Here is a 13,943-nt window from a genome sequence, read left to right as displayed (position 1 = left end):
GCAGCCTGGCCCGACGCCCCTAGCCGGCCCGCTTTTCGGCAACGAGCTGCTTGGCGGTATCGGCCGCAACCGCTGCATCACGACAGTAGGCATCGGCACCGATGGCTTCACCGAATTCCTGGTTCAGTGGCGCGCCACCCACGAGGATGATGTAATCATCACGGATTCCCTGCTCCTTCATGGTATCGATGACGACTTTCATGTAAGGCATGGTAGTAGTCAACAGTGCCGACATGCCGAGAATCTCGGGCTTATGCTCCTCGAGCGCGGCCAGGTAATCTTCAACCGGCGTATTGATGCCCAGATCGACAACCTCGAAGCCGGCACCTTCCATCATCATGCATACCAGGTTTTTTCCGATGTCGTGGATATCGCCCTTGACAGTACCGATGACCATCTTACCGGCGGTGGGTTCGTCCGATTGCGACAGCAGAGGCTTGAGGAGCGCCATACCGGCTTTCATCGCGTTGGCTGACATCAAGACTTCCGGCACGAACAAAATGCCGTCACGGAAGTCGATGCCGACGATCGTCATACCCGCAACCAGGGCTTCGTTCAAAACCTTGTTGGCATCCCAACCACGTTCGAGCAGAATCTCGGTACCCTCGGCTATTTCTTCCTTGAGGCCGTTGTACAAATCGTCATGCATTTGCTCGACCAGTTCATCATCGGGCAGAGTGCTTAAATCGAGATCGTCTTCTTCGTCGTAGTCGTCGTCATCGTAATCTGTCATTAAAAAAACCTCACGCGTTCAATAACCGCCCAGGCAGGCAGTTAAGCTACTGAGAATAGGTTCTAACTGGCAGTTGAGCTAACACTGCAGCGACTTCACATTGCCTTAACGCGACACTGCCAGGGGGTGCGGATATTGTTGATTATTAGTTAGTTTTCTGCACAACACGCTATATATTTTAGAGACTCAAACCGGGTTAAGCGGGGTGAACCTCACCCTGTGCTCGATCGCCGATATAAATACTGTAGTTCCCGAGCCTCTTTTCACGGATAAAACGTTCGAGCATCGCGATAATCGCGCTATCGCTAATTTCCTCCCAGGTGATGTTATCAAACTCGTAAAAACACATGGTGCTGGTTTCAACCGCATCATCTATCGATAACAATTCGCCGAGGTAATAAACAAAGCGCTGTGAATCTTCATGGTAAGCCGCATAGATAAACGGTAAATCAACCTCGATGCCTGCAGAAGCGAGCTTGGCGAGCAGGCTGCCGGGCGTTGCGACATCGCCTACCGATTCAGACGCGGGCAGGTGTAACTGACCGGTTTCATGATTGCGCTCCAGCAATATCTTACCGTTGGACTCTATGATGGCGCCAACCCGCAGACTACCCGGAGATGAAACCAGCTGCAGCATGCCCGGTGTCATGCCGAATGAAACATAGGCGCCGCGACAAAAACCGAGCGGCGCATGCGTGTTATAAGCGTACTGCAACACCCTGCCAATCAAAATGATGTGATCGCCCGCCTCGACCTGCTCGAAATGCTCACAATCAAACCAGGCTACAACTCCTTCGATTATCGGCGAACCGGTAATCTCGGCATGCCAATCCTGGTTGGCGAATTTATCGGTACCCGCCCTCGCAAAGCGATTCGACAGGTCGCGCTGGTTGGCGGCAAGAATGTTGACGGCAAATCCGTGCGACCCGGTGAATGCATCACATCCGTAGGCTGACCTCGCTATATTGACCAATAGCAGGGGTGGATCAATGGAAACTGAGGTGAACGAATTGGCGGTGAAACCACAGGGAGCGCCGGTTGTATCAAGCGTAGTTACCACGGTAACGCCCGTGGCGAAATGTCCGAATGCGCATCGCAGATCACGGGCGTCGATTTCGGCTTCTTGATTATTGGTCATACGGTGGAGTTCCGGCTAATAGATCAGCGCTTCCATTTCCCGGGTTTTTTCGAGCCCATCTGGCAAGTCACTGTCATCGTAAATTTTGCCGGCCTGGTCGAGATAGCGCTTGGCCCTGTCCATCGCGAAATTAGAATTGTAAAGCACCGCGATAACATCGGCCTGGCGCTGATACATCGAACGGTCACTGGTATTGGCGAGAGTTTCGCTGGACTTGATTCTGAACTTCCAGGCGCGCTCAAGCTGGCCTATGCGCAGGTAGTGATGATAGAGCATCTGGTAATCACGCGCCTGCGAGGTTTTTATCAGGTCCTGCTGGTGTTGCTGGAACAAACCCTCGATTTCGTTCTCGATATCACCCAAATCGGCATCACTAATCAAACTGCGATCCAGACCGTCCATCAAACGGTGCACATGGCTCATTTGACCGGTTGAGGCAAACAACCTGGCCGCTTCGATACGTGCCTGTTGCGCCTGGTAGTCATCGTGAACCTTGTCGTGTAGCGAAGCCAGTGCTTCCCAGGCATCGGCAGCGGCACCGAAGCGCTTGATTTCAAGGTTATCCTGAATGACCTGTTGCAGATTTTCGTTTACTCCGTGGTAGAACCCGCGCGCTATCGAGTTACGCGCCTGCCAAAGCTCGTCATAGGTGTTGGCTGCGCGTCGCGCCAATTCGCGTGCACGGATATTCAATTGTCCAAGTAACTGGTAACAGCGCGCGGTACCGACAACATTATCTTGCGACATGGCCAGGTAAAGCGCTTCCTGCAGATAAATCTCGGCGGTCGATAATTCCTGCTGATTGATCGCGACTTCACCGAGTAACTGCAGGGTATCGCCCAACCGGGTTTGATCATCCTGCAATATCGACGCTGCTGCCACTTCAAGTAACTGGGTGCGTGCCTGCTTGAATTTCCCCTGGTGCAATAAATCGCGAATCAAGCGGTCACGTTTGACATCATCGAGTTCGAGCCGCGACAGTTCGGCATCGATGTCAAACTCGTCGACTTCGGTGCCACGCTGCCAGTGATCGTAATAAGCGGGGACACTCGAAGTGGACTCGATTCCACTATCCGCGGGATCGTCGGGTGACAGGAAGTAGTACAGCGCAACCAATAGCGCGAGCGCCGGTACTGTCGTCACTGCGTGGTCTGGAATATAGCGCTTCAAATTCATCATTCAGTCAATGTTACGCCGCTCACCAACCATTGCAAACGGGCTTGTTAAGATAACTTCATGGAAGAGTTTAGCCTGGATCCCGCGGTTAAACCGCGGGATGACATGACTAAGCTGGGAGGGACTTGCTCGGCGTCTCAGCCCTGCGTGGGATGGCGAATGGCGGACTAATCCAGGCTGACACCCATCGCTTCGAGGTAAAGCTGCTGGAAATGATGCACCGCGTGCTCGGATAATTCACTGCGCTCGGGATCCACCACGAAGCGCCCCTGGTTATAGCCTTTCGATTGCAATCCCCGGTAAACACTTTCACAAAGACCAACGTCTTCAGGTTGCAATACGTCGCGCTGGTAGTCCATCGCATCGAGTTGCTGCTGGCTCGGTTGTGGATTCGGCAGGTACCAGTCCTGGTATTCGATGGTGCGTCCGACCCCGTCCGGTATCATTTGCAAGACCGAAATATTGGGTTCACCCGGGTAGATCCAGATCGTCTGGTTAGGCCATAAGAAAAATCCGGCATAGCCAAAATCGACCTCACCTTTTTCGAAGTGATAGGCGCTGCTCTCTGTCGTGGCGGCAGCATCGGACACATGGCTCGAGTAGATATCGTGCACCGTGGTGGTATAGCTCTTCATATCGACCAGGTTTACAAAATCCTTGTGCGCCGGATGGCAGTGATAGCATTCGAGGAAATTATCGACCAGTACCTTCCAGTTGCTCGCAACTTCGAACCGGTCACGTTGCGCAAAGACAACCTCATCGACGCGTGGACAAAATGCACGAATTTCGGTTTCCAGATCCGCCGCCTGTTGCTTAAGCGGGGCAGCATCAAGATCGAGATTGACAAATACCAGTCCGCAAAATACTTCGACCTGCACCGGTTTCAGCGCAAACTGGCATTTGTCAAAATCGATCATCTTCTCGGTATTACGCGCGACCTTGAGTTCGCCATCGAGACCATAGGACCAGGCATGATACGGGCAGGTAATCGTGCGCACCTTGCCGCTGCCGGTCAACAACTCGTGACCGCGATGCTGACACACGTTGAAATACGCATTGAGTTCACCGTTGCGATCACGGATAACGATAATGTTCTGATCACAAACCTGTACCGTCAGGTAACAACCCGATTCCACCAACTGACTCTGGTGTCCGGCATACCACCAATTGCGATAGAAAACAGCTTCCTTTTCCTGTTCCATCACCGTGTCGTCGAGGTAATAACGCGCCGCTATCGTGAAAGACTTTTCGGGATTGCGATTAAACGGCAGATCGTCGACTCGCTTTTTCAGGGCAGTAACACTCATGTCTGTCTCCGGGATACGATTCTTTCGAATTCTATAATTTAAACTAATGAATAAGCTGGTTCAAATGGTCAATATTTATTAAGATGGATAATGAAATCTTATTGATCGATGTTAAAAAATCGCCTGCCACCGCTTGACCCGTTGATTGCTTTCGAAGCAGCTGCACGCCTGCTCAGCTTCACGCGGGCCGCCGAGGAGTTACATTTATCACAGGCCGCGATCAGTCAGCAGATTCGAAGCCTCGAGGACAGTTTACAGGTCAAGCTGTTCACGCGTTCGCATCGTGCGGTGCAATTAACCAACGAGGGGCGTGAATACCAGCACACAGTGGTCGCGATACTGAAGCAACTCGCCGGTGCGACGATGGATATCCAGAATGTCGAATTCGCGCAGCAACTGGTCATCGGCTGCGACCAGTCCTTCGCCACGCAATGGTTAAGCCCACGACTCACGCAACTGCGGCAATTGATGCCGGCGGTTACGCTACGCATTATCGCCTCAGATGACTACAACGAGAGCCTCGGCAGCGAGGTACAAGTGGCCGTTTTGCACGGTGACGGCCTGTGGCCAGGGTTTCAAAGCGTAAAGCTGTTCGACGAGGAAGTATTTCCGATATGCAGTCCCGGGTTTGACTACGAGCTAGCACAACAGGACTGGGTAAGCTGGCTGCTGCAGACGCAGTTGATCGATCTTGCCGACAGCCACTGGAACTGGATGAACTGGCGTTTATGGTTCGGAGGCAACAATATCGATCAACCGCTTGGCAATCGTAACCTGCAACTAAACAGTTACCCGCTGGTCATCGACGCTGCCTGCGCCGGACATGGTGTAGCACTGGGCTGGGGATACCTGGTGGACGAGCTCGTCGCAACCAACCGATTGGTGCGTCCGATAAAACAGTCACTCAAGACCGATCTGGGATACTACTGTATATGCCGCGAAAACCTGGAAAATGATGTCAACGTGGTACGCTTTCGTGACTGGCTGGTGCAACAAATTGGTCCGGTCATCGAACTCTAGAGAACACTAAATGCCCTTACAATATTTAAAAATTAATAATTTAATCGCATAACCTGTCCCGGGTTGGATTACATTTATCAATCAACATCAAGAATCTCCCATAAGTATTTATTAACCATGCCAATAAAAGGTGCCATTTGCACCCAAATACATGCCGTTTACCCAATTTCGTGAATAGAATTTTACAATTAGTGTTAGCCGGACTGACTACTAATATAGGTTGTTCAGCCCCCGGAAACTGTCGTCTTAATGCAGAACACTCAATTCAAGGATCGTGTCAACAGCCTGTTAGCAAAAGGCAACCGTGAACTATCGACGACGCTCGGGGTAGTCGCACGAATCGATAATAATAATTACGAAATCTTCGCGGTGCAGTCCAACTCGGGCGCTTACATACCCGGAGAAATATACGCGCTTGGCGAGACCTTCAGTCGAGAAGTATTTGAAAATCAGCTACCCGTTGTCAAAAACCATATCGACAACTCGGCAAAGACAACACACCATCCTCTATATCGGTCGCTACCCATCGAGTGCTATATCGGTGCGCCAATCCTTGTCAACGGCAAGCCCTGGGGCTGCGTCGATTTCAGCAGCATGGCCCAGCGTGACGGAGCGTTTGACGAGCAGGACGCTGACCGGATCAAATCGCTGGCCGCGGAACTCTCGGAGCTCATCGCCTCAACCGGCTAAGCTTCCAACGGCCTAAAGCGAGTAATAGTGCCCCATGATGCCGGCGAAAACCGCAGCGCCGACCCAGTGGTTGTGCAGAAAAGCAGAAAAATAATGTGCCGGTGCCCGATCGGCTATCAGGAATTGTTCGTAAGCCATGAACAGTGTTGCGACGCCGAGCCCCAGGTAGTAAACCAGGTTAAATTCGAGCTCCATACCGACCAGCACCAGGGCCAGTAAAAATAACAGTTGAAAAATGGCCGTCATGGAGCGGTCATACGCGCCAAACAGGATCGCCGTCGACTTGACACCAAGTTTCAGGTCATCTTCGCGATCCACCATGCTGTACATCGTATCGTAAGCAACGGCCCATACGATGTTCGCCACGAACAACAGCCACGCCTCCTTCGGCACCGCCCCGGTTTGCGCCGCGAAGGCCATTGGAATCGCCCAGCCAAAGGCGGCCCCCAGGTGGACCTGGGGCAAGTAATGTAAACGCTTCATGAAAGGATAACTCACGGCTAGCAGAATTCCCCCGAAGGAAAGCAGTATCGTTAGCCGGTTCAGGCTCAATACCAGCAGAAAGGCAACCAGGGCCAGTACAGTGAATACCGCAAGCACCTCTTTTGGTGTGATTTTCCTGCTGGTTAACGGACGTTCCCGGGTGCGTTTCACGTGGCGATCAAAATCACGGTCGGCGAAGTCATTGATCGCGCAGCCCGCCGAGCGCATCAGAAAACACCCGAATACAAACACGAACAGAATCCAGCCATCCGGTGAGCCTTGACCAGCCACTGCAAGCGCCCACAGCGTCGGCCACAGCACCAGGTAAAATCCAATGGGTTTTTCAAAGCGTATTAACTGGGCGTAGAGGCTTAGCCGTGTGCCAAGCGCGGGCGGCAGGTCAGGTATTGTCAGCCCTTTAATTTTCACCAAAAATCGATGCGTGTCGCGAAAAAATCGTTACTATACGCGTTTCTTTCAGCAGGGCGAAACAATGATTCGCAGTTTCAAGGATACGACCCCGACTATTGGAGCAAACAGCTATATCGATGAAACCGCGGTTGTCATCGGGGATGTCGTAATCGGTGAAAACTGCTCGGTTTGGCCGTTGACCGTGATCCGGGGAGATATCAATAAAATCCGTATCGGTAATAACACCAATATCCAGGATGGTAGCGTGCTGCATGTTACCCACCACGGTGAATACAGTCCCGATGGTGCCGAATTACATATCGGCAACGAGGTTACGATCGGGCACAAGGTCCTTTTGCACGGCTGCCGAATAGGCAACCAGTGCCTGGTCGGCATGGGTTCGATTATCGTCGATAACGCGGTAATCGAAGACCGCGTCATGATCGGCTCCGGCAGCCTGGTGCCGCCGGGCAAGGTTCTCGAATCCGGATTTCTTTACCTCGGTAATCCGGTAACACGTAAACGGGAACTCAGCGAGCGTGAAATCGAGTATCTGTCTTACGTCGCCGAGCACTACAGGCTGCTAACTGAAAATTACTGAGGTTTGTTCGATGAAGCGCTGGGAATGCATCGTGTGCGGGTTTATCTATGACGAGGGCGAGGGCTGGCCAGAAGACGGTATAGCTCCCGGTACGCGCTGGGATGATGTTCCCGATGACTGGATATGCCCGGACTGTGGTATGGGCAAGGACGATTTCGAAATGATAGAGATGGAGACTTAAGGCTCCATCTCTAATCATCCCGGAAACCCGCGAGGGTTACCGATGCATCGGACCGCCGGAATCTTACGATCAAGCTGTATTTTTTAGATTCCCCCTCACCCAGCTTCCCATTGGCTCGCGATCTCGCGTAACCCGGCTAAGGCCAGGTCGAGGGTTTCCTGGAAACGTGCCACTTCTGGGTAAACCATGTAGGCCGGGCGCTTCATCTCGGGCGCACCCTGCACCAGGAATAGTTCCTTTGTATCGATAAACGGCTGCACCACGCGCATCGGGAAGTAACCCGAGCCACCGTTTTGCCTTATATACTCGAGCCCGAGCGAACCAAGCCCCACCGAAATCGCGGGCGTGTCCATATCGGGGAAGGCCTCGCCGTGAAGGCGACGGAACTCTTCACCCCAGTCAACGAAAACGTAGTCCTCGACCCAGCCATCCACCATTTCGCGCGGATTCGTTGCTACCAGCAACAGGGTTTCCTCGAGCAGATCCTCGACTACGAGTCCGGGGGTCTGACGCGGGTTATACATGACGCCAATATCCAGCAGTCCGTCGGAGAGTTGGCGCATCAGGCTCGGTGAGTAGTCGGCTTCGACATGAATCGCGATATCGTTGGCGTTTTGCCGCATCCACGGTATCCACCGCAGTATCAGGCTATCCCACAGGCTGACCTGGGACCCGAGACCAATGCCATGGCTGAAATTTTCGGGCAGCGATACCCGCTGCTGCGCCTGCTGCCAGAGTCGCTGAATATTGAGTGCATACTCGCGAAAATGCTGACCGGCAGAAGTCAGTTCAACCCCGGAATGACCCCGTGTAAACAGCGTTCTGCCAAATCGCTCTTCCATGGCCTTGACGCGGGCGCTGACGGTGGACTGCGTGACGTGCAGATTCTCGGCAGCGCGATTAAAATTTCCGCAATCCGAGATCTCGAGGAAAGTGCGAATGTGATCGATTTTCAAGCGCGACTCCTAATGTTAAGGGCTATCGAATTTATCGATAATACTAACCATAAAAATTCACTTTTCAAATACTCTCGAGCCACTAGACTACTTCGTCAAATCGAATCCGCGGAATAGTATGAGCGCCAATCCGGCAATTGCCGTCCCCAATGCGACCAATGCAGCCATTGTCCTGGTTGTCGGGCTGTTCCTGTTTTCAATTCAGGACATCATCATCAAGTACTTCAGTGATCATTACTCGGTCTTGCAAATCGTTTTCGTGCGCGGGATGATCGCGCTCGGCCTGTTGCTGTTAATGATCAAGCTCGCGCGTGAAACCATTACGCTGAAATCGCGTCGCCCGGGTTTAATGGTGGCAAGAGGTTTGCTCGGGTTCAGTTCCTACACCACCTACTACCTCGCGGTTGCGGCGATGCCATTGGCCGAGGTGGTTTCGATAACGTTTACGATGCCCCTGTTTGTCACCGCGATGTCGGCGCTGATACTCGGTGAAAAAGTCGGCTTGCGGCGTTGGAGCGCAGTCGTGGTCGGTTTTGTTGGCGTGCTGATAATTTTATCACCGCGCGGTGAATTCAATTCACTCGCGGTCGTTTTCGCGTTTACCGCAGCCATAACTTACGCCTCGCAAACCATCCTCACTCGTTTTCTCGGCAACCACGACCACCCCATGACCATCGCCTTCAACGCGATACTGGTTTTTTCCATTGCCAGCGGAATCCTGAGCCTGCTGCTGGTCAGCGGGATTATGTCGATTCCGTCGAGCCATCCCTCGCTGGCTTTTTTTGGACGAGAATGGGTCATGCCGACTGATGTCGATTTCATGTTAATGCTGGTAATCGGAGTAATAGCCGCGGTCGGATTTTACTGCCTGTCCCGTGCCTATTGCTCATCGGAGGCGAGTGCAATCGCGCCCTTTGAATTCACCTACATCGTCTGGGCCGTAGTCTTTGGGTACCTGTTCTGGGACGAAGTGCCGGGATCAACGACGGTTATCGGCATTCTCGTGCTGATCTCCAGCAGTCTTTACATCTGGTACCGCGAGCGCCAGATCGAGCACAACGAAACCGTGCTGTTACCGGTTCAGGCTGCCGAATTGCCGCAGCAGAATCCGAATTAATCCCACTGGTAGGCGCTGGCGATAAATCCGGCGACCGGCTCCTGGAAAACCCGCTTCGCCGCACCCTGACCGATGCCATAGCATACCTGTAATGGCAACAAATGTTCCTCGCGCGGATGACAGTAGCGCGCATGCGGTGCCGATTCCCAATCAATCAGACGCTGCTCCCGCTCGCCAGCGGACAGGTCGGGAGCGCTGCAGGTTTCGGCCAGCCAGTTTTCAAATTCCTGGTTACGCGGGTCAATAGAGTCATCGCGCTTGCTCATCAAGGCCTTCATGTTATGAAACGAAAATCCGGAACCCAGAACCAGCAGATTTTCAGTTTTCAATGCTGCCAGTGCCTTGCCGATACCGACATGCTCGGCCGCATCGAGACTCGCGGCAAGTGAGACCTGGATACACGGAATATTGGCCTCGGGATACATCAGCAATAACGGTACAAACATGCCGTGGTCGAAACCACGCTGATGATCGAGACGCGAATCAATTCCCGCCCGCCGCAATAATCCCTGAATCCGTTCGGCAAGCTCGGGATGACCGGGCGCCGGGTACTGGTACTCGTAGGTTTCGGCAGGAAATCCGTGATAGTCGAACAACAATTCCGGCTTTGATGCAGCGGTAATCGCAATTACGGTCTCTTCCCAGTGCGCGCTGATGACAACGATGGCATCAGGTGTACCGATGGCTGCCGGGTGGGTGCGCAGAAATCGCTCCAGATTGGCGTGACCTGGATCATCGAGTAACGGTAACGGTCCCCCGCCGTGCGGAATATAGAGAATGGTGGTGCCGTTACTCATTCTGCAAAAAGTCGGCTAATCGCCGCGTGAATCTGCCCTGCAATTTCGTCGTTGGTGATTACACCCGCCTCGATATCGAAATTTTCTCCGAACGAGGGCACCGCAACACTCGCCTTTACCAGTCCACCGAAGCGGGGTATCTGACTCAAGGCCAGCTCGAGCACCGATTTACCGCCACGACCACCCGGTGAAGTAGACAGCAGCACCATCGGCTTGTCCCGGTAAACCTTGGGCTGTATGCGTGAAACCCAGTCATAGAGGTTCTTGTAGGCGGCACTGTAGGTACCGTTGTTCTCGGCAAAGGAAATAATGAGCCCATCGCAGTCAGCAATCTTCTGTAAAAACGCCTTCGCCAGATCCGGCTGACCCAATACGTCTTCACGATCGACGCTGAATAACGGCATTTCGTAATCGTTCAAATCGAGCACTTCCACGTCGACATCGTCGAGTAACGAAATGGCATAGGTCACCAGTTTTTTATTGATCGAACGACTGCTGTTACTGGCACCAAAAGCGATAACTTTTTTCATTGATCAGACCTTCATCAGAATCAGGTTTTCACGATTGATTAATTCGGGATCATCCTGGTAGCCGAGAATTTCCGGAATTTGATTACTGGCCTTACCGATGATTTGCTTGCATTCATCGGAAGGATAGTTCACCAGGCCACGCGCGACCTCGGTACCGTCTGGCGCAAGGCAGGCAACCACTTCACCGCGATTGAATACACCTCTGACGGCCTTGACGCCGATCGGCAGCAGGCTCGCATTCTTGTTCACCAGCACATCAACGGCACCGTCATCGAGGCGCAGCTCACCGGCGCAACGCATGTGCCCGGCGAGCCATTGCTTGCGCGCGACTAGATGGCCTTCACTCGCTTCCAGGAAGCTACCCAGGGCTTCACCCTGGACGATTCGAGTAATTATATTATCAGTTTTACCTGAAGCGATGACAGTGTGCGTACCCGACCGTGCGGCGAGTTGCGCCGCGCTGACCTTGGTCTGCATGCCGCCTCGACCTAGCTGGCTGCTGCTGGGCCCCGCGTATTCAACTAATTTGGGATCTTGCGCATCTGCTCGTTCAATCAGTTTTGCCTGTGGATTATCAATGGGATTGTCATCAAACAAACCCCGCTGGTCCGTCAGAATAATCAATAAGTCGGCTTCGATCAGGTTCGCAACCAGGGCGCCCAGGGTATCGTTATCGCCAAAACGAATTTCTTCGTTGGAGACGCTGTCATTTTCGTTAACCACCGGCACCGTGCCGAATTCAAGTAGCGTGCGCAACGTGGTGCGGGCATTCAGGTAGCGCTGCCGGTTCGATAAATCGGCATGAGTCAGCAGGATTTGCGCGCTATTGATTCCGTGTTCCTGGAAGCATGCCTCGTAGGCCTGCACCAGTCCCATCTGCCCGACCGCCGCGGTGGCCTGCAGCTCCGAAATACTGCGGGGCCGGGATTTTAATCCGAGGCGGGTGATACCTTCGGCGATCGAACCCGAGGAGACCAGTACCACGTCGACCCCCTCGGCACGCAACTGCGCCATTTGATCCGCCCAGGCGCCGATCATCTGCCGATCCAGTCCCTTACCGCCCGCCGTGATCAGCGCGGAACCAATCTTGACGACAGCTTTTTTATATCGATTCATTGTTTTCAAGGAAACTCATAATATCGCTGCAAAGTGGCTCGACACCCTGCCGATTGATCGCACTAATTGCATACACCGGCCCTGACCATTCGAGCCCGGCGGTTATGCCAGCGCACACGTTTTCGCGTTCCTCGTCGGTTAACAGATCAAGCTTGTTCAACACCAGCCAGCGCGGCTTGTGATAAAGCGCTTCATCATAGCGTTTCAACTCTCGCAGTATCTTGCTTGCCGACTCAACCGCAGTATCTGCACCAGGGTCCGGCAAGACGTCGATTATATGCAGTAGTAGACGGGTTCGCTGTAAATGTTTCAAGAACCGTATCCCAAGGCCAACACCGTCGGCCGCACCTTCGATGAGCCCCGGGATATCCGCCACCACGAAACTGCGGTGGGTACCGACACTGACCACGCCCAGGTTTGGATGCAAAGTGGTAAACGGGTAATCGGCCACCCTGGGCCTTGCCGCCGACACGGCGCGGATAAAGGTCGATTTGCCCGCGTTGGGCATACCGAGCAGGCCAACGTCGGCAATGACCTTGAGTTCGAGCTTGAGATCGAACTGCTCGCCCGGGCTGCCATTAGTGCAATGACGCGGCGCGCGATTAGTCGAGCTTTTGTAGCGCGTGTTGCCCAGGCCGTGGAAACCACCGCGCGCAATCAGTACCGGTTCCGTCAGCGATGTGACATCGGCGATCAACTCACCCTGATCCAGCGTGGTTATCACGGTACCGAGTGGTACTTCGATAATGACATCTTCACCCTTGGCACCGGTGCAGTTTTTGCCCCGCCCGTTGGCACCCCGCCTGGCAACAAAGCGGCGGGTATGACGAAAATCAGCGAGGGTATTCAAATCGTTTGAGCCGATTACATATACCGAACCACCGTCACCACCATCACCGCCGTCCGGTCCGCCCATCGGAATATATTTTTCGCGCCGAAAGCTGACAATGCCGTTACCGCCATTGCCAGCCTTGACGAAAATATTGGCTTCATCGATAAATTTCATCGCGGGATCATACCATCGGGAAATAAAAAAGCCCCGCGAGGCGAGGCTTTCAGAGTTCGTTTAGGACCAGGATTCCGGCTAGCTCACCACACTGACGAAAGTGCGGTTGCGCGGCCCCTTGACCCTGAATTCGACCTTGCCTTCTGCCTTTGCATACAGGGTATGGTCCTTGCCACAACCGACATTGATACCAGGATGAAACTTGGTGCCACGCTGACGGACCAGGATGTTACCCGGAATAACTGCTTCACCACCGAACTTCTTCACGCCGAGCCGTTTGGATTCGGAATCGCGACCGTTGCGGGTGCTGCCCGCTGCTTTCTTGTGTGCCATGCTTTAGAACCTATGCCTTGATATCGGTTACTTCGATTTCAGTATAGCTTTGACGGTGCCCTGCCTGGGTACGCGAATGCTTGCGGCGGCGGAATTTGATAATTTCGATCTTGTCGCCACGACCCTGTGCCATGATCTTTGCCGTCACGGATGCCTTGTCTAGAGTCGGGGTTCCCACGGAAACCTTGTCGCCGTCGGCAACCATCAATACCTTGTCGAGCTTGACGGTCGATCCTTCCTCGCCGTCGAGCTTTTCGACACGCAGGGTTTCACCCTTGGTTACCTTGTACTGTTTTCCGCCGGTGGCGATGACAGCGTACATGTGTGGCTCCGATGCAATACTGAAAA

17 protein-coding genes are annotated in these 13,943 nt (G+C 53.4%); 5 read left to right on the top strand and 12 right to left on the bottom strand.

Features of this window, described 5'->3' with window-relative positions:
• Window positions 1–19 precede the first annotated feature (19 nt).
• From OES20_00820 to OES20_00805, 4 genes are all read right to left on the bottom strand, one after another.
• The gene (locus OES20_00820; protein ID MDH3633222.1) at window positions 20–733 is read right to left on the bottom strand and encodes a corrinoid protein; all 714 of its coding nucleotides are present in this window, start codon (window positions 731–733) and stop codon (window positions 20–22) included.
• A 196-nt stretch (window positions 734–929) separates the two neighbouring features.
• Window positions 930–1,871 (bottom strand): flavin reductase family protein, encoded by a 942-nt coding sequence (locus OES20_00815; protein MDH3633221.1) that lies wholly within the window; start codon window positions 1,869–1,871, stop codon window positions 930–932.
• A 15-nt stretch (window positions 1,872–1,886) separates the two neighbouring features.
• A complete protein-coding gene (locus OES20_00810) occupies window positions 1,887–3,014 on the bottom strand; it encodes a hypothetical protein (protein ID MDH3633220.1) in 1,128 nt (375 codons plus the stop codon).
• Between the two features lie 200 nt (window positions 3,015–3,214).
• Window positions 3,215–4,354, bottom strand: a complete 1,140-nt coding sequence (locus tag OES20_00805; GenBank protein MDH3633219.1) for an aromatic ring-hydroxylating dioxygenase subunit alpha — start codon at window positions 4,352–4,354, stop codon at window positions 3,215–3,217.
• Window positions 4,355–4,462: 108 nt separating this feature from the next.
• On the opposite strand from OES20_00805, the gene OES20_00800 reads away from it, so the two are divergent.
• Together OES20_00800 and OES20_00795 are read left to right on the top strand one after the other, a co-directional pair.
• Entirely contained in the window at window positions 4,463–5,374 is a 912-nt protein-coding gene (locus tag OES20_00800) for a LysR substrate-binding domain-containing protein (GenBank protein MDH3633218.1), read from the top strand.
• Window positions 5,375–5,623: 249 nt separating this feature from the next.
• Entirely contained in the window at window positions 5,624–6,064 is a 441-nt protein-coding gene (locus tag OES20_00795; GenBank protein ID MDH3633217.1) for a GAF domain-containing protein, read from the top strand.
• A 12-nt stretch (window positions 6,065–6,076) separates the two neighbouring features.
• Here OES20_00795 and ubiA read toward each other — a convergent pair whose 3' ends face one another.
• Window positions 6,077–6,946 (bottom strand): 4-hydroxybenzoate octaprenyltransferase, encoded by an 870-nt coding sequence (gene ubiA / locus OES20_00790; GenBank protein ID MDH3633216.1) that lies wholly within the window; start codon window positions 6,944–6,946, stop codon window positions 6,077–6,079.
• A 94-nt stretch (window positions 6,947–7,040) separates the two neighbouring features.
• Here ubiA and OES20_00785 point away from each other — a divergent pair, with 94 nt between their 5' ends.
• Both OES20_00785 and OES20_00780 read left to right on the top strand, forming a co-directional pair.
• Entirely contained in the window at window positions 7,041–7,559 is a 519-nt protein-coding gene (locus OES20_00785) for a gamma carbonic anhydrase family protein (GenBank protein ID MDH3633215.1), read from the top strand.
• Window positions 7,560–7,569: 10 nt separating this feature from the next.
• Window positions 7,570–7,740 (top strand): rubredoxin, encoded by a 171-nt coding sequence (locus tag OES20_00780; protein MDH3633214.1) that lies wholly within the window; start codon window positions 7,570–7,572, stop codon window positions 7,738–7,740.
• A gap of 95 nt (window positions 7,741–7,835) precedes the next feature.
• Here OES20_00780 and OES20_00775 read toward each other — a convergent pair whose 3' ends face one another.
• A complete protein-coding gene (locus tag OES20_00775; GenBank protein MDH3633213.1) occupies window positions 7,836–8,696 on the bottom strand; it encodes a LysR family transcriptional regulator in 861 nt (286 codons plus the stop codon).
• A gap of 118 nt (window positions 8,697–8,814) precedes the next feature.
• On the opposite strand from OES20_00775, the gene OES20_00770 reads away from it, so the two are divergent.
• Window positions 8,815–9,813 (top strand): DMT family transporter, encoded by a 999-nt coding sequence (locus OES20_00770; protein ID MDH3633212.1) that lies wholly within the window; start codon window positions 8,815–8,817, stop codon window positions 9,811–9,813.
• On the opposite strand, the gene OES20_00765 is transcribed toward OES20_00770, so the two are convergent.
• The 6 genes from OES20_00765 to rplU all read right to left on the bottom strand — a co-directional run bounded on the left by OES20_00765 (window position 9,810) and on the right by rplU (window position 13,917).
• Entirely contained in the window at window positions 9,810–10,610 is an 801-nt protein-coding gene (locus tag OES20_00765; protein MDH3633211.1) for a dioxygenase, read from the bottom strand. The genes OES20_00770 and OES20_00765 overlap by 4 nt on opposite strands.
• The gene (locus tag OES20_00760; GenBank protein ID MDH3633210.1) at window positions 10,607–11,140 is read right to left on the bottom strand and encodes an NAD(P)H-dependent oxidoreductase; all 534 of its coding nucleotides are present in this window, start codon (window positions 11,138–11,140) and stop codon (window positions 10,607–10,609) included. Before OES20_00760 ends, OES20_00765 begins: the two co-directional genes overlap by 4 nt.
• Before the next feature lie 3 nt (window positions 11,141–11,143).
• Window positions 11,144–12,256: a glutamate 5-kinase gene (proB, locus tag OES20_00755; protein ID MDH3633209.1), complete on the bottom strand. Its 1,113-nt coding sequence runs from the start codon at window positions 12,254–12,256 to the stop codon at window positions 11,144–11,146.
• Window positions 12,243–13,262: a GTPase ObgE gene (obgE, locus tag OES20_00750; protein MDH3633208.1), complete on the bottom strand. Its 1,020-nt coding sequence runs from the start codon at window positions 13,260–13,262 to the stop codon at window positions 12,243–12,245. The genes proB and obgE overlap by 14 nt, the downstream gene beginning before the upstream one ends.
• Before the next feature lie 78 nt (window positions 13,263–13,340).
• Entirely contained in the window at window positions 13,341–13,595 is a 255-nt protein-coding gene (rpmA, locus tag OES20_00745; GenBank protein ID MDH3633207.1) for a 50S ribosomal protein L27, read from the bottom strand.
• A gap of 10 nt (window positions 13,596–13,605) precedes the next feature.
• A complete protein-coding gene (gene rplU / locus OES20_00740) occupies window positions 13,606–13,917 on the bottom strand; it encodes a 50S ribosomal protein L21 (GenBank protein MDH3633206.1) in 312 nt (103 codons plus the stop codon).
• Window positions 13,918–13,943: the final 26 nt, after the last annotated feature.

The sequence above is a fragment of the Gammaproteobacteria bacterium genome, from assembly GCA_029862005.1.
GTDB lineage: Bacteria > Pseudomonadota > Gammaproteobacteria.
This window is presented reverse-complemented; position numbering and strand designations above follow the sequence as displayed.